This is a genomic window from Ruegeria sp. B32, assembly GCF_025141855.1.
Classification (GTDB): domain Bacteria; phylum Pseudomonadota; class Alphaproteobacteria; order Rhodobacterales; family Rhodobacteraceae; genus Ruegeria; species Ruegeria arenilitoris.
This window is the reverse complement of record NZ_CP081106.1, coordinates 3,347,501-3,362,494: the sequence shown is the minus strand read 5'-3', so window position 1 is coordinate 3,362,494 and position 14,994 is coordinate 3,347,501. Positions and strand designations below refer to the sequence as shown.

14 protein-coding genes, 1 tRNA gene and 2 rRNA genes (1 of these 17 running past the window's edge) are annotated in these 14,994 nt (G+C 60.0%); 4 read left to right on the top strand and 13 right to left on the bottom strand.

Translation table 11 applies throughout. The annotated features are described in order from the left end of the window. Position 1: 1 nt before the first annotated feature. The 3 genes from K3752_RS16995 to iolG form a co-directional block, all read right to left on the bottom strand. The gene (locus K3752_RS16995; RefSeq protein WP_170365688.1) at positions 2-1,108 is read right to left on the bottom strand and encodes an ABC transporter permease; all 1,107 of its coding nucleotides are present in this window, start codon (positions 1,106-1,108) and stop codon (positions 2-4) included. A 62-nt stretch (positions 1,109-1,170) separates the two neighbouring features. Continuing rightward, positions 1,171-2,091 carry a sugar ABC transporter substrate-binding protein gene (locus K3752_RS16990; protein WP_170343203.1) on the bottom strand — a complete coding sequence of 307 codons (921 nt, stop codon included), beginning with the start codon at positions 2,089-2,091 and terminating at the stop codon, positions 1,171-1,173. Between the two features lie 122 nt (positions 2,092-2,213). Continuing rightward, on the bottom strand, positions 2,214-3,227 hold the full coding sequence (gene iolG, locus K3752_RS16985; protein WP_170359791.1) for an inositol 2-dehydrogenase: 1,014 nt from the start codon (positions 3,225-3,227) through the stop codon (positions 2,214-2,216). Positions 3,228-3,527: 300 nt separating this feature from the next. On the opposite strand from iolG, the gene K3752_RS16980 reads away from it, so the two are divergent. The 3 genes from K3752_RS16980 to K3752_RS16970 are packed head-to-tail and all read left to right on the top strand — an operon-like array spanning position 3,528 to position 6,555. Next, the gene (locus K3752_RS16980; protein WP_254429954.1) at positions 3,528-4,490 is read left to right on the top strand and encodes an HlyD family secretion protein; all 963 of its coding nucleotides are present in this window, start codon (positions 3,528-3,530) and stop codon (positions 4,488-4,490) included. Further along, complete coding sequence (locus K3752_RS16975) at positions 4,487-5,413, top strand: ABC transporter ATP-binding protein (protein WP_260063879.1); 927 nt, start codon at positions 4,487-4,489, stop codon at positions 5,411-5,413. Before K3752_RS16980 ends, K3752_RS16975 begins: the two co-directional genes overlap by 4 nt. Beyond that, positions 5,410-6,555 (top strand): ABC transporter permease, encoded by a 1,146-nt coding sequence (locus tag K3752_RS16970; protein ID WP_260063878.1) that lies wholly within the window; start codon positions 5,410-5,412, stop codon positions 6,553-6,555. The genes K3752_RS16975 and K3752_RS16970 overlap by 4 nt, the downstream gene beginning before the upstream one ends. 64 nt (positions 6,556-6,619) lie before the next feature. Here the strand turns inward: K3752_RS16970 and K3752_RS16965 are convergent, their stop codons facing one another. Genes K3752_RS16965 through mgtE form a run of 4 tightly spaced genes read right to left on the bottom strand, consistent with a single transcriptional unit; the run spans position 6,620 to position 10,431 of the window. Beyond that, positions 6,620-7,663, bottom strand: a complete 1,044-nt coding sequence (locus K3752_RS16965; RefSeq protein ID WP_170343207.1) for a succinylglutamate desuccinylase/aspartoacylase family protein — start codon at positions 7,661-7,663, stop codon at positions 6,620-6,622. A gap of 4 nt (positions 7,664-7,667) precedes the next feature. Next, on the bottom strand, positions 7,668-8,573 hold the full coding sequence (gene rimK, locus K3752_RS16960) for a 30S ribosomal protein S6--L-glutamate ligase (protein WP_170436414.1): 906 nt from the start codon (positions 8,571-8,573) through the stop codon (positions 7,668-7,670). Continuing rightward, entirely contained in the window at positions 8,570-9,055 is a 486-nt protein-coding gene (locus K3752_RS16955; protein WP_170343208.1) for a RimK/LysX family protein, read from the bottom strand. The genes rimK and K3752_RS16955 overlap by 4 nt, the downstream gene beginning before the upstream one ends. Positions 9,056-9,057: 2 nt before the next feature. Next, on the bottom strand, positions 9,058-10,431 hold the full coding sequence (gene mgtE, locus K3752_RS16950) for a magnesium transporter (RefSeq protein ID WP_170343209.1): 1,374 nt from the start codon (positions 10,429-10,431) through the stop codon (positions 9,058-9,060). Between the two features lie 82 nt (positions 10,432-10,513). On the opposite strand from mgtE, the gene K3752_RS16945 reads away from it, so the two are divergent. Next, on the top strand, positions 10,514-10,801 hold the full coding sequence (locus K3752_RS16945) for a hypothetical protein (RefSeq protein ID WP_170343210.1): 288 nt from the start codon (positions 10,514-10,516) through the stop codon (positions 10,799-10,801). 48 nt (positions 10,802-10,849) lie between these two features. Here the strand turns inward: K3752_RS16945 and K3752_RS16940 are convergent, their stop codons facing one another. From K3752_RS16940 to K3752_RS16915, 6 genes are all read right to left on the bottom strand, one after another. Next, positions 10,850-12,079, bottom strand: a complete 1,230-nt coding sequence (locus tag K3752_RS16940; RefSeq protein WP_260063877.1) for an RNA polymerase sigma factor — start codon at positions 12,077-12,079, stop codon at positions 10,850-10,852. Between the two features lie 120 nt (positions 12,080-12,199). Then, positions 12,200-12,442, bottom strand: a complete 243-nt coding sequence (locus K3752_RS16935) for a YciI family protein (RefSeq protein WP_254432984.1) — start codon at positions 12,440-12,442, stop codon at positions 12,200-12,202. 28 nt (positions 12,443-12,470) lie between these two features. After that, positions 12,471-12,863, bottom strand: a complete 393-nt coding sequence (locus tag K3752_RS16930; protein ID WP_260063876.1) for an MAPEG family protein — start codon at positions 12,861-12,863, stop codon at positions 12,471-12,473. Between the two features lie 222 nt (positions 12,864-13,085). After that, a tRNA-Met gene (locus K3752_RS16925) sits at positions 13,086-13,162 on the bottom strand. Between the two features lie 85 nt (positions 13,163-13,247). Further along, a 5S ribosomal RNA gene (gene rrf / locus K3752_RS16920) occupies positions 13,248-13,362 on the bottom strand. A 187-nt stretch (positions 13,363-13,549) separates the two neighbouring features. Beyond that, positions 13,550-14,994, bottom strand: a 23S ribosomal RNA gene (locus tag K3752_RS16915); it runs 1,382 nt beyond the window's last position.

Sequence of the window (14,994 nt, the reverse complement as noted above, 5' to 3'; positions counted from 1 at the left end):
GTCAGCGCTCCCCGGTTACGCGTTTGCGGATCGCGTTGTTGAACAGAACGGCGATCAGCAGCATCGCCCCCAGGAACACCTGGAACCAGTCCTGATCGAAATCGGTATAGGTCAGGCCGATGACTACCATGCCGAAGATGATCGCCCCGAAAAACGCCCCGATGGCCGAGCCATACCCGCCGGTCAGCAAACAGCCACCGATCACCGCGGCGATGATCGCCTCGAATTCCTTCTGGAAACCGCGCCGCGCGTCGGTCGAGCCTGCGTCGATCACGGTGATGATCGCCACCAGCGCGGCACAACAGGCAGTCAGCATGAACAGTGAAATCTTGACCCGGTTCACCGGTACGCCCGAGTTCGACGCCGCAACCCGGTCGCCGCCCGAGGCGAAGATCCAGTTGCCGGCCGGGGTGCGCAGCAGAACATAGGTGGCGGCAATGGCGAAGGCCACGAACCACAGGATTTCAACCGGGACACCCGGCACTTTGGGCGCGCCGCTTTTGAACGTGTCGATCAAGCCTTTTTCGGCCAGCCAGGTGAACAGGCTGGCAAAGGCTTCGCCGGAAAAGAACGGCGCGAGCCAGTCATTTTCGACCTGATCGCGCACGCCGCGCAGCTGGGTCGATCCGCCGGTGGCGGCCTTGAGCCCCACCAGAGACAGGCCGCGCAGAATGAACAGAAACGCCAGCGTCACGATGAAGGACGGCAGACCCGAGCGGATGACGATGGTGCCGTTGATTGCCCCGACAAAGGCGGCAAAAACAAAAGTCATCGGGATCGCGGCCACCAAGGGCAGCTGCCAGGTCACCACGCAGACCCCGAAGAACAGGCCGGCAAAGGCCACCATGGAGCCGATAGACAGGTCAAACTCGCCCCCGATCATCAGCAGCGCCGCGCCAATCGCCAGAATACCCAGTTGGGCGGCGGGGGTCATGAAGTTCATGATACCGGCAAGCGTGAACATTGATTCATCGGCCGTGATGGCGAAGAAGATGAAGACAAGGATCGCCCCTGCGATGGCCCCCAGTTCGGGCCGCTTCATCAGCTTGGTCAGGAACGGTTCCTTCTTGATCCGTTCGTCCACCGCCACTTGTGCAGACTCGGTCATGGTTTCCTCCCGTTTGGCAGGGGCGGCGCCCTGACGCCGCCCCGATTTTCAGCCCGCCGGTATCAGCGGATGCCCTGAGCGGACAGCTCGACCACCTGACCGGCCTTGTCGGCGGTGATCAGGTTCGGACCCGAGGGCACGTTGCCGCCCGGCATCAGGCCGTACTTGGCGTTCAGCGCCATGAACACGACCGGCAGGTAACCCTGCAGATACTGCTGCTGGTCTACCGCAAAGGCCGCGTCACCATCGACGATCGACTGCAGGAAGTTGGCCGACAGGTCGAACGAAGCCACGTTCACGTCGCGCCCCGACCCTTTGACGGCGGCCACTGTGGGCTCACCGGCCGAGCTTGCACCCAGCGCCATCACGGTATCGACGCTTTCATCCGAAGCCAGAGCCGCCGACACTTTCGACTCGATCTCGGACGGATCGTTGGACGTCGGCAGAACGGTCACATTGCCGCCAAAGCCTTCGGCAAAGCCCGCGCAGCGCAGGTCCAGCGCGACGTTTCCGACCTCGTGGTTCACACAGATCGCGTTCTTGCCGCCCATTTCGGCCAGCTTCTCACCGGCGGCCTTGCCGGCGTCGAACTCATCCTGGCCGACATGCAGCGCCGCGCCCAGTTTCTTGGACACGTCCGAGCCCGAGTTCATCGAGATCACCGGGATGCCTGCGGCGACCGCGCGTTCGATCGAGGGGCCAAGCGCGTCGGCGTCCGGGATCGAGACGATCAACCCGTCGGGTTCCTGGTTCACGGCGGCATCGATCAGCTGCGACATGGCAACCATGTCGAAGGTTTCGGGCGCACGGTACTCGACGTTTACGCCCATATCCGTGCCGGCCTGCTCGACCCCATTCTTGACCACGTTCCAGAACGCGTCATTGGCCTGGCCGTGCGATACCACGACGATGTCCTGCGCAAAGGCCGGAGTGGCCAGCGCCAGCGCGCCGGCGGCCAAAGCACCTTTGAAAAATTTGTTCATTACGTTTCCTCCCACTAGGACAGATTTTTGTCTTGTCCGGGTCCTGGACCCATTCATCCGGCAAGGCCGAATCTCTGTCGCACCGATACGCATCGGGGCCGTTTCAGTTTCAATACTTCACGTCATTTTGCAACCGGTTTCAAAATTTCCTCCAGCTTTACCGGAATACCCGTCCTGGCCGATCGGGTCGCAGCTTCGGCCAGGGCCAGCGCTGCGACGCCGTCTTCCAGCGTCACCGGCACGGCGGATCCGGTCTTGACCGCAGTCACGAACGCATCCCATTCCGCCCGATAGGCAGGCATGTAGCGTTCGAGGAAGAAGTAGGTCGGCTTGGCACTGATCACGCCGTCGGACGTGGATTTCACCAGGTTGTTCTCGAGCACGTTGCGCGCCTGCAGCAGCCCGCCGGACCCCAAGACCTCGACCCGTTGATCATAGCCGTATACGGCCCGGCGAGAATTCTTGATGACGGCGATCCGACCGTCCTTGTAGGTCATGGTGACGACGGCTGTGTCCACATCCCCCGCCTCGGCGATGGCGGGGTCCACGGTCGATGTGCCAACGGCCGAAACAGTGACCGGTAAGTCACCCATGATGAAATTGGCGAGGTCGAAATCATGTATCGTCATGTCCCGAAATAATCCGCCCGATACTTTGACATAGGAAATCGGGGGCGGCGCCGGATCAAAAGAAGTGATCGACAGCAATTCGGGGCTTCCGATCTCGCCGGACTGAACGGCGGATTTCAATGCGCCAAAGCCCGGATCGAAACGCCGATTGAACCCGATCATGACCGGTTGACCGGTACCTGCCACGGCTTGCTGGCAGGCGAGGGCGCGGTTCAGGTCCAGATCGACCGGCTTTTCGCACAGAACGGCCTTGCCCGCGGCGGTCGCCGCCTCGATGAGGTCCGAATGCGTATCCGTCGGCGTGGCGATCAGTACCGCGTCGATATCCGGGTCGGCGATGATGTCTTCCGACGTGCGCGCTACAGCTCCATGCGCTTGCGCCAGACGTGCGGCGGCGTCTTCCATTGCGTCCGAAACCGCAACAAGCGTGCTGTCCGGGTGGTCCGAAATGGCTTGCGCGTGGACGGTTCCGATGCGCCCTGCTCCAAGCAATCCGATTCTGAGCATTGTGACCTCTGGGTATATTTCTGGCGGGAGCATGTTCTTTTTTGCAACCGGTTGCAAGGATTATTTGCGCCCTGTATGTGCCCGCGCTCTTGCCCACCATTGCACCGCGGTCAGGACAGAACTCAGCCGGTCGTGGGCGGGGTCAATCGCTTGAATTTGCAGCCCGGGCATCCTTGGATGGCTTGGTATTGGCCCGTTTGGTTCTGCTTTTGTGATTTTTCAATCGTCTGTTAAACCTTTGAGTCGGGGCAGAAATTGACACCGATACCAAACCGCCCCGACCAAGGAGACGATGATTTGATGAATGTGTCCCTGCCGATTCCGCTGCTGGTCATGGCCATTCTCCCTGCTGCGTTGCTGGACCGATGTTCGGGCCAGAACACCGGCACCGCGCTGGGAGTTCTGGCGCGGGACCGGGTCGCACTGACGGCAACGGCCAATGAGATCATCGTGGAACTGCCTGTTGCAGAAGGGTCTCCGGTCAAAGTCGGCGACGTGCTGGTCAGGTTCGACACGGATCTGCAGACCGCGAAGCTGAACCTCGCGCAGGCGGAACTGGAAAAATCGCAGGCCACGCTACTGAAACTGGAAGTCGGCCCGCGCGAGGAAGAGATTGCGATCGCGCGCGCCAACGTCGCCGGTGCCGAGGCGCGTCTGCTGGACGCAGAGGCCGTGTATCAGAGGAATTCCCAGCTGGTCGTCAACTCGGTCGTCAGCCAGGCGCGCCTGGATCAGGATATTGCCGCACGCGATTCCGCTCGGGCGGCACTGGAAAGCGCTCGGGAATCCCTGAAAGAACTGGAAAACGGAACCCGCCCCGAAGATCTGTCGGTTGCCCGGGCCAATGTGCGGGCGGCCGAAGCGGCGGTTGCCGCCGAGCAGACCGTTCTGGATGACCTGACGGTTGTTGCGACACGGGACGGCATCCTGGATTCCCTTCCCTGGAACCTGGGGGAACGGGTCGCTCAGGGCAGCCCGGTCGCGGTGCTGGTGTCCGGCGCGGCCCCTTTCGCCCGCGTCTATGTCCCCGAACCCAGCCGGGTGGGCATCGCTCCCGGAGACTCTCTCGAGGTTCGGGTCGACGGGCTGGACCAACCTCTGACGGGCACCGTGCGATGGGTCAGCGACGACCCGTCCTTCACCCCCTACTACGGGTTGAACAAGGATGATCGGACGCGGTTGGTCTATCTGGCAGAAATCGACCTGCCGGAAACCGCCCGAGATCTGCCTGCGGGCGTTCCCGTCCAGGTGAAGATGCCATGAGCGATCTGGTGGTCTCGACCCAGGGTCTGACGCGCCGATTCAAGGAAAAGACAGCCGTCAGCAACCTAGACCTGGAGATACGCCAGGGTCAGATCTATGGGTTTCTGGGCCCGAACGGCTGCGGCAAGACAACGACGATGCGAATGCTGACCGGACTGCTGACGCCCAGCAGCGGATCCGTCTCGGTGCTGGGCCGACCAATGCCGCAATACGCCGAGCCGCTGAAGAATGAAATCGGGTACATGACGCAGATCTTTTCGTATTACCGCGACATGACGGTGCTGGAGAACCTGCGCTTTGCCGCCGAGATCTACGGAATGCCGCGCCGCAAATCCGCCGACCGGATCGACGAACTGCTGACAACCTACGACCTGACCGAAAACGCCAATCAACTGAGCGGAAGCATGAGCGGCGGGCAGCGGCAGAAACTGGCGCTGGCCGCGACGGTTCTGCACGGCCCCAAGCTGTTGTTTTTGGACGAGCCGACATCGGCCGTTGACCCCGAAACCCGCCGGTCTTTCTGGGAACAGCTGTTCGACCTGGTCGATCAGGGCGCGACGATGATCGTGTCCACGCATTTCATGGACGAGGCGGAACGGTGTCACAAGCTGGCCATTCTCGAGCATGGGGTCAAAAAGGCGGATGGATCGCCCCGGCAACTGATGGAAGACCTGAACGCCACCGTGATCGAGGTCGAGGGTGAGGGGCTGCGGCAGGTCAAACACCTACTGGATGACACGCCCAAGGTGATGTCGACGGCGCAGGTGGGTGCCCGATTGCGCGTTCTGGTGGACAAGTCGGAAACCGATCCGATGGCGATGATCACGTCGCGCCTGTCGGACTTTCCCAACGTGGAGATGTCCGTGCAGCGCCCCAATCTGGAAGACGTGTTCGTCAGCGCGACGAAGGGGCCCGCCCAATGAAATCGCTCCGCCGCATCACCGCCGTTCTCAAGAAAGAGCTGCTGCAACTGCGGCGCGACCGGATGACCTTTGCCATGGTCGTCATGATCCCGCTGATCCAGCTGCTGTTGTTCGGATACGCAATCAACACAAACATCCGCCATATTCCGGTCGGGATCGTGGATCAGGCCGACTCGTCGCTGTCCCGGACCTTGGCTCAGATCGTTCAAGCCACGCAGGTCGTGACCATCACCGAGGTCTTCGCGACCCCGGAAGAAGCCGAGCAGGCGATCACCGAATCCACCGTGCGCGCCGCGTTCATCATTCCGCCCGACGTCGATGACCGGCTTGCCCGAAGCCCGTCCATCGGACTGGGCCTGCCCAACGCCACCAACCAGACATCCAGCCGCCCCGTGGCTCATTGGATCGTGGACGGGTCGGACACCATGGTGGCCAGCGCCATCAAATCCCTGCGCAGCATGCCACTGACCGAATTGCTGCGACAGCCGGCAAACCGTCAGGTCCCGACCTTCGAGGTCACGCTGTATTTCAATCCCGAGCAACGATCGGCGGTGAACATCGTTCCCGGCCTTGTGGGCGTCATCCTGACCATGACCATGATCCTGTTCACCTCGGCCGCCATCGTCCGAGAGCGCGAGCGGGGGAACATGGAGATGCTGATCAACACCCCGGTCAAATCCATCGAGCTGATGATTGGCAAGATCATTCCCTACATCTTCCTGGGCTTGCTGCAGGTCGCGATCATCCTCGGGCTGGGACATTTCCTGTTCGATGTCCCCATAAACGGAGGGATGATCCCGCTGCTGGTGGTAACGCTTCTGTTCATCATCGCCAGCCTGTCGCTTGGCCTTGTGATCTCGACGCTGGCCCAGAACCAGCTGCAGTCCATGCAAATGACGATTTTCGTTCTGCTGCCCTCGATCCTGATGTCGGGGTTCATGTTCCCGTTCGACGGGATGCCCAAGCCGGTTCAGGTGATCGCCCAAGTGCTGCCGGCCACCCATTTCATGGACATGATCCGCGGCGTGGTTCTGCGGGATGCGACGCTTTACGCTCTGCGCGGTGACATTCTGTGGATGATCGGGTTTGCCGTCCTTGGGATGCTGGCTGCGACGCTCAGGTTCAAGAAACGCCTGGGATGAAAGAAGGGCGGCCAAGGCCGCCCCAAGTGTCTGGATTGCCAGTCTCTTATCCGTGTCGGACCGTTCAGATGATCTCGTCCTCGTCGAACATGGGATCATCTTCCAGCTGCGCGTTGATATCTTCCATCGAGTCTTCGGCCTTTTCCACGGACCCGACCCGCCCCAGGTGAAACACGGCATCGCCCTCATTCACCACAGGCATGACCGCACGCCCGACGATCAAGCCGTCGAACGGAGCGATGATGTCCTCGCTGGCTTCGCCGAACGGGTCCGATACGGCACCCAGCAGATCACCTTTGCGAACCAGTTCACCGTCAGCTTTGTAGATCCGAAGGATTCCGCCCATCGGGGCGCGCAACCACTTGCTGGACGAACAGAACTGCGGTGCCGCTTTGGGCTTGGAGATCCGCTTGGCGGGAACCATCCCCATGTGCCTCAGCACCCGCAGAATGCCCGCAAGGCCCGCGCGGATCGACAGTTCATCCAGGCGAAGACCCTCGCCCGCTTCGTACAACAGGATATCTTTCCCCTGCGCCTTGGCCGCGCCGCGCAATGATCCGTCGCGCAGGGGCGACTGGATGACGATCGGTGCTCCGAAAACGCTGGCCAGTTCCTTGGTTCGAGGGTTGTCGGGCGAGATCCGGATCTGCGGATAGTTCGTACGATGGATCGCCGCCGAATGCAGATCGATCCCCAGATCCGAGCGGGCGACGATTTCTGTCATGAACAGATGCGCCAGCCGCGAGGCCAGCGACCCGTTCTCGCTGCCGGGAAACACCCGGTTCAGGTCGCGGCGGTCGGGCAGATAGCGCGAATGGTTGATGAAGCCGAACGCATTCACGATCGGCACCGCGATCAGCGTGCCTTTCAATGTCGCCAGGTTGGGCGCACGCAACAGACGGCGTATGATCTCGACGCCGATCACCTCATCGCCATGCACCCCACCGCTGACAAAAACGGTGGGCCCGTCCTGTCGGCCGTGCACCACATGCGCTGACATGGTCACCGGGGTATGGTCCGACAGAACGCTGACCGGCAGATCCACGGTAAGCCGCGATCCCGGCGCCACAGTGGCCTGGCCGATCGTGAATGGCTGCCGCTTTGCCATGCCGTTACCCTTTGCCCTTGGTCTTGGTGGCCCCGGCTTTTGCGTTCTTTTCCAGGAACTCGATCATCTTTCCGGCAATATCCAGACCCGTGGCTTTTTCCACACCCTCCAGACCCGGCGAGGAATTGACCTCCATCACCACAGCGCCGTGGTTGGCGCGCAGCATGTCGACGCCACAGGCATTCAGGCCCATCGACTTGGCCGCGCGAACGGCCGTTGCACGCTCTTCCGGGGTCAGTTTGACCACCTTGGCCGAACCGCCACGGTGCAGGTTCGAGCGGAAATCGCCCTCGGCACCGGTGCGTTTCATCGCAGCGACAACCTTGCCGCCCACCACGATGGCCCGGATGTCGGTTCCGCCGGCTTCCTTGATGAATTCCTGCAGCAGGATGTTCACACCCGCGCCGCGGAACGCCTCGACAACCGATTTGGCGGACCGGTCCGTGTCGGCCAAAACCACACCGATGCCCTGCGTCCCTTCCAGCAGCTTGATGACGATGGGCGCGCCACCGGCCAGTCTCAGCACCTCGTCGGTCTGTTTGGGGTCATGGGCAAAGGTTGTGACGGGCAGGCCGACACCGTCGCGGGCCAGCAACTGCATCGACCGCAGCTTGTCGCGCGACCGGCCGATGGCGACGCTTTCGTTCAACGGGTAGACACCCATCATTTCGAACTGACGCAGCACTGCGGTTCCGTAGAAGGTGACCGAGGCACCGATCCGCGGAATCACCGCGTCATACCCCGACAGCTTTTCGCCGTTGTAATAGATCTCGGGGCGACGGGTTGCGATGTTCATGTAGCACCGCAGGGTGTCGATGATGTCGAGCTGATGCCCACGCTCCTCGGCCGCTTCCTTGAGGCGGCGGTGCGTGTACAGGTTGGCATTGCGCGCCAGCATGGCAATCTTCATGACAAATCCCCTTTGTCCTGGTGTTTTGGTTTGCCGCGCAACAGATGCGCGCGCTTGGTGTGAACGGCGATCGCGTGGTTCTTCAGCGCCGCCCGGCCTACGATCATCTGAAAGGTCATGTTCGTGCGATCGGTCAGAGACAGATCCAGCGGCCAGGTTTCGTCGCCCAACCGGATGGTGGTTCGGATGACGATCCTGTTTTCAGGAATTCCGCTGGTGTTCTTGATGTTGCGCCGTTCCTTGATCGGAGCCTCGATACGGACCATGCCTTCTCCACCCGGCACCTCCGTCAGGAAGGACACCCAATGATGTCCGTCCCGTTGAAACCGCCGAATGTCGGTTGCATGCAGCGCTGACGTGCGGGCGCCGGTGTCGATCTTGGCCTTGATGTCGTTCAAAGGCAGGTCGGGAAGGTCGATGTATTCCATCCAACCAATGACCTTCGGCGTCTGCGGCTGACCCTTGTCGGAAACGTTTGCCATAATCACACCAGCCAGGGCATCAGAAGGGTTGCAAGGCTGAGCACGAAGAAGAAGCCGGCCATGTCCGTAATCGTGGTCAACAGCGGGCCACTTGCGGCGGCCGGGTCCTGTCCGATCCGCTTCAGCAGCAAAGGAACAACACCGCCGATGGATACCGCCAGCATCGTGTTGAGTGCCAGCGCAGTACCAATCACCAGACCCAGAGCTGGATTGCCTTTCCAGAACCACGCGACCAGCCCGATCAGAATACCCAGCGCGATCCCATTGATGACCCCGACCGAAATCTCCTTGATCCAGACCCGCATGGCATCTTGCGGCCGTACCAATCCAAGGCTCAATTCGCGCATGGTGACGCCAACGGCCTGGTTGCCGGAACAGCCGCTCATGTCCGATACCATCGGCAGGAAGATGGCCAGCGCAATCACTGCGGCCAGTGTTTCTTCGTAGGCCGAGATCACGCTGGCCGCGATGATGTTGAGCACGATGTTGGCCGCAAGCCAGGCCAGCCGGCGACGGGACCGAACCGACAAAGGCATCGAGCGCAACTCGTCGCCAACCACACCCTGACGTTTGAGGCTTTCACTTTCCGAGCGTTCCAGAGTGGCTTCTGCCACCGCCGTGCGGGACACGACACCCGCCAGGACTCCGTCGGCATAAACCACCGGCACCCCCAGGAAAGGATGATCGTTGAACACGTCTTCCAGCTGTTCCAACGGGGTATCCACGGTCACGGTCAGTGGTGGAACCATGATGCTTGTCAGCTTTTCGCTGCGCTTGGCGGTCAGCAGGCTGCGCAGCGATACCACGCCCACGGCGCGCCCCTCGGAATCGACAATATAGGGGTGCTGCCCGCGATACCTTTCAAAATCTTCGTCGTCCGAAGCAAGTTCGCGCAGGACATTGCCAACGGTCTGCGTGTCGCGGAACTTGAACACCTCGGTCATCATCAGACCGCCGGCGGTGTCATCCTCGAACGTGCTTAGCAGGCGGACATCCGCAGCCTCTTCGGCGTCCATTTCGGACAGGATGGCCTCGGCATCCGGCGTATCCAACTCGCCGATAACGTCGGCCTGAATGTCCGAATCCAGCTGTTCGATGATCTCGGCAGCACGCTCGGGCTTGAGGCGTTCCACAAGCTCGACCGCCATCTCGTTTGGCGCTTCTTCGACCAGTTCCGCCGCAAGTCCAACGGGCACGATCTCCAGAACGGTATCGCGCTCAGCCGGTGTCAGCTGAAGAACTTCGCGCAGGGCTTCGCTGCTGGTCAGCGGATCCAGAAGCGCCTCAAGCTCGGACGCATTGGACTGCTCGACCGCTTCCTTGATCCGAAGCGAAAGCTCTTCGTCGGTTGAGGGAATGTCTACGTTTCCGTCCATGCCTTGGCCATTCAATTGGGTTGTCGCTCCTTTATATAAGTGATAAATTTTTGTCTATAGGCAAAATTACACGAGATATAGAATGTCTGACTTCACGAATGCCGCGGAAACCCTGGCCGGGCTGTATGCCCGGGAGTTCGGAGGAAAGGCCTCGGGCCGGTATCGCATCCCGCAGAAGCTGCTGCGTGAACTGTGTGGCCGGAGAAGGCTGTACCAGGAGGACATCACGGCTCTGACCCGTGAACTTCTGGAAATGGGCTATGTCATGATTGATTTGGACAGCTTCTTTGTCGTCATGAGCGCCAATTCCTTCGTGAACTATCGGCGAGTCGGCAAGGAAATGCTGGCCCACGCGGAAGGCACCAGCTGAGTCCCATTCCAGGCAATCGTCGCAATGGCGCCCGATCTTGTCAGATCCTCAGTGCGCGAGCCGCCGCAGTCTTTGTTGCAAAAACTTTCTGGACGCCAGGTTCGGTGCCGCTTCTATGGCCTGCCGATAGGCCGCGACCGCCGCGGCGGTGCGGCCCGTCTTCTGAAGAATATGCGCGCGGGCCGCGTGCCATGGCTGAAAATCGTCAAGATCGGGCCGCAGGCTGTCCAGCTTGTCCAAGGCCAGTTGGGCATGACCTGCCTCGGCCATCACGACGGCCCAGTTCAGGGCAACCACCGGGGTTGGCTCGCAGGCCCAAAGGGACTGATACAGCAGCGACATCTGCCACCAATCCGGGGCCGGCGCCATCATGTGGCAATCCGCAATGGCGGCCTTGAGTTGAAACGGTCCCGGTTTTCTCTGGTCGACCGCAGCTTGCAGGAGCCGCTGCGCCTGACGTATCTGACCCTGCCGCCAAAGTGTTCGGTCCTGATCCTCTACGGGCACCATAGCGCCATCAGCGTCGATACGCGCAGGGCGGCGGGCATCGGTCAATAGCATCAGGGCCAGCGCACCTTCGATCTCGGGCTCTCCCGGTCGGAGGTCTCGCAGAACCCGCGCAAGGTGGATGCCTTCGTGGCAGAGATCCCGCGGTCCCGTATCCTCGGTCACGTATCCGGTGGTGAAGATCAGGTAGAGGGTCGTCAGCACCGTATCCAAACGTTCCGGCCAGATTTCCGGATCGGGAACGGAGTACCCAATCCCCTTGGCGCGAATCTTGGCCTTGGCTCGGGACAGGCGCTGGCCCATCGTCTGGTCGTTGTCCAAAAATGCTGCGGCGATCTCCCGTGTGGTCAGGTTGCAGACCGTGCGCAAGGTCAGCGCGATGCGTGACTTCTGGTCCAGCGCGGGGTGGCAGCAGGTGAAGATCAGACGCAACCGGTCATCCGGTATCTGCTCAGACATATCGTCCGTCACAGAGTCCGGCAGGGTTATGGCCAGGGCTGCTGTTTTCCGTCCCTCCCTGTGTTGCGCTCGAATGCGATCGATGCCCTTGTTCAAACCAACCCGCATCAACCATGCGGTCGGGTTGTCCGGAACTCCGTTGCGGCTCCAGTGTTTCACGGCCGAGATTGCGGCCTCCTGCAGTGCGTCCTCGGCCAGTTGGAAGTCACCCAACCGGTTGATCAGACCGGCCAAAAGCAGCCCCCGATCCCGCCGCAACACATCATCAATGACATGTCCAACTGCGAACGCTTTGGGGGCGGCGTTCTTCATGGATTATCCAGCCGGATTGTAGTCCATCAGAGGCCGAACCTCGATTGTGCCGTAGTTGGCGGCCGGGATCAGTGCCGCGTATTTCAGCGCCGCATCCAAGTCAGCAACGTCAACCACATATTATCCGCCCAAATGCTCCCGCGTTTCGGCATAGGGCCCGTCCATGGTTTCAACTTTTCCGGAGCGGATCCGAAGGGTGGTCGCAGTTTCGATCCCTTGCAGGCCCTCGCCATCGCGAAGAACACCATCCGCTTTCATCCGCTCATTGGCGGCAAAGAAGCCACTCATCATCTCGTCAAATTCCGGGGTGCCATAGGCCGGTTCCTGCGCGGGGTCAGTGTAGATCAACATCATGTATTTCATAGCAACAATCCTTTGAAAAAGTTCTGGGTCAAAGCCTGGAGACCCGGGCTGCGATGCAAATCACCATGATCAGCGCAGCCAAAATATTGGTGCCATTACAGACATAGCGCAGCGGGTGGGCGGCATTGTCAATCTTCAGCCCGAAAGGATGCGCAACTTGTCCGGTCACCAGCAAGATGCCCGCCGCGTTGAGGTAAAGCGCTGGTGTTCCGCCCCCTTCGCCCAGCATCATCAATATCAATATGAAGGTCGCCCAGTCCTGGCAGATTCCGTGTTGGCGCACGCGCAACATCAGTGCCATGTCGCCGCCAACGCCGATGGATTGGCCCGTGGCCGACCGCATCCCCGAGACACGAAACCATAAGATGAGCCGGACCAGCGCCACAAGCAGCGCATAAATCGGTGTCGTTAAAAAAACCATCTATCGTCCTTCCGGTTTTCAGGTTCGTGCTCCAAGGACGCCGGGTTTTCTCAGATTTCGACAGGTGCTGAGATATTTTGGTGGCGCGCTGTAATTCTTGCGCATTTTGCGCGTTTCTTTTCTTTTGTATGTCGGCGATTGTTGGGTTGGTGCTGAACGAGCGGTGGAGAACGAGCAAAGCCGCCCTTGGGCGGCTCGTTCGGTGTTTTGATTTTGTGGATTTGGTTGCGGGAGCAGGATTTGAACCTGCGACCTTCAGGTTATGAGCCTGACGAGCTACCGGGCTGCTCCATCCCGCGACACTTTGGGTTGGTCTGCTGCCTATTTGGCTGTTTGAGACCTGGTCGTGTTTTTGATCGTTTTAGAGAGGGGGGATTTTTCTAGGTTTGGCGGTGACCTACTCTCCCGGGGCTTGAGCCCAAGTACCATTGGCGCTGCAGTGCTTAACTTCCGGGTTCGGGATGGGACCGGGTGTTTCACTTGCGCTATGACCACCAAACCGAGGAAAATCCCCGTCGCTCTTTTTGCTTTGCAAAAAGGCGGCGCGCGGGAGGCGGCGTATTCGCTTGCGAATGCGCGTTCCCGCACGGTTGTTGTGTCACCCCTTGCGGGGTTTCACATCAATCAACGTTGTCCAACTCAAGGTCAGTGTATGCTTCTGGTGATTTGTCTTTCTGTTACTGGATCAAATCAAGCCTATCGGGCGATTAGTACCGGTCAACTGAACGCATTGCTGCGCTTACATCTCCGGCCTATTGACGTGGTGGTCTTCCACGGCCCTCAGGGAGACCTTGTTTTGAGGGGGGCTTCCCGCTTAGATGCCTTCAGCGGTTATCCTGTCCGATCATAGCTACCCTGCACTGCCGTTGGCACGACAACAGGTCCACCAGTGGATCGTTCACCCCGGTCCTCTCGTACTAGGGGCAACTCCTCTCAAGTCTCCTACACCCACGGCAGATAGGGACCGAACTGTCTCACGACGTTCTAAACCCAGCTCACGTACCTCTTTAAACGGCGAACAGCCGTACCCTTGGGACCTGCTCCAGCCCCAGGATGAGATGAGCCGACATCGAGGTGCCAAACACTGCCGTCGATATGGACTCTTGGGCAGTATCAGCCTGTTATCCCCGGCGTACCTTTTATCCGTTGAGCGATGGCCCTTCCACTCGGGACCACCGGATCACTATGGCCGTCTTTCGACTCTGCTCGACTTGTCAGTCTCGCAGTCAGGCTGGCTTCTGCCATTGCACTCAACGAGCGATTTCCGACCGCTCTGAGCCAACCTTCGCGCGCCTCCGTTACGCTTTAGGAGGCGACCGCCCCAGTCAAACTACCCGCCACGCAGGGTCCCGGATCCGGATAACGGACCGCGGTTAGACATCAAGAATGCAAAGGGTGGTATCTCAAGGGAGGCTCCACAGGAACTGGCGTCCCTGCTTCGAAGCCTACCACCTATCCTGCACATTGCAGTCCTGATGCCAGTGCGAAGCTGTAGTAAAGGTGCACGGGGTCTTTCCGTCTAACCGCGGGAAGCCTGCATCTTGACAGGCAATTCAATTTCGCTGAGTCGATGTTGGAGACAGCGGGGAAGTCGTTACGCCATTCGTGCAGGTCGGAACTTACCCGACAAGGAATTTCGCTACCTTAGGACCGTTATAGTTACGGCCGCCGTTTACCTGGGCTTCAATTCAAGGCTCTCACCTCTCCTTTTAACCTTCAGGCACCGGGCAGGCGTCAGACCCTATACGTCGTCTTGCGACTTCGCAGAGCCCTGTGTTTTTAATAAACAGTCGCCACCCCCTGGTTTGTGCCCCCAGCCCCTAGTTGCCTAGGAACCGGGCCTCCTTCTCGCGAACTTACGGAGGTATTTTGCCGAGTTCCTTCAACATCGTTCTCTCAAGCGCCTTGGTATGCTCTACCAGTCCACCTGTGTCGGTTTAGGGTACGGTCTGATGGAGGGCTATTTCCAGGAACCACTCAGCAGCCCAATCAATCCGATAAGATTGAACTACACCTGTGATCCGTCACATCCTCCTGGCCCAGGAATATTAACCTGGTTCCCATCGCCTACGCCTTTCGGCCTCGGCTTAGGGGCCGGCTTACCCTGCTCAGATTAGCTTTAAGCAGGAAC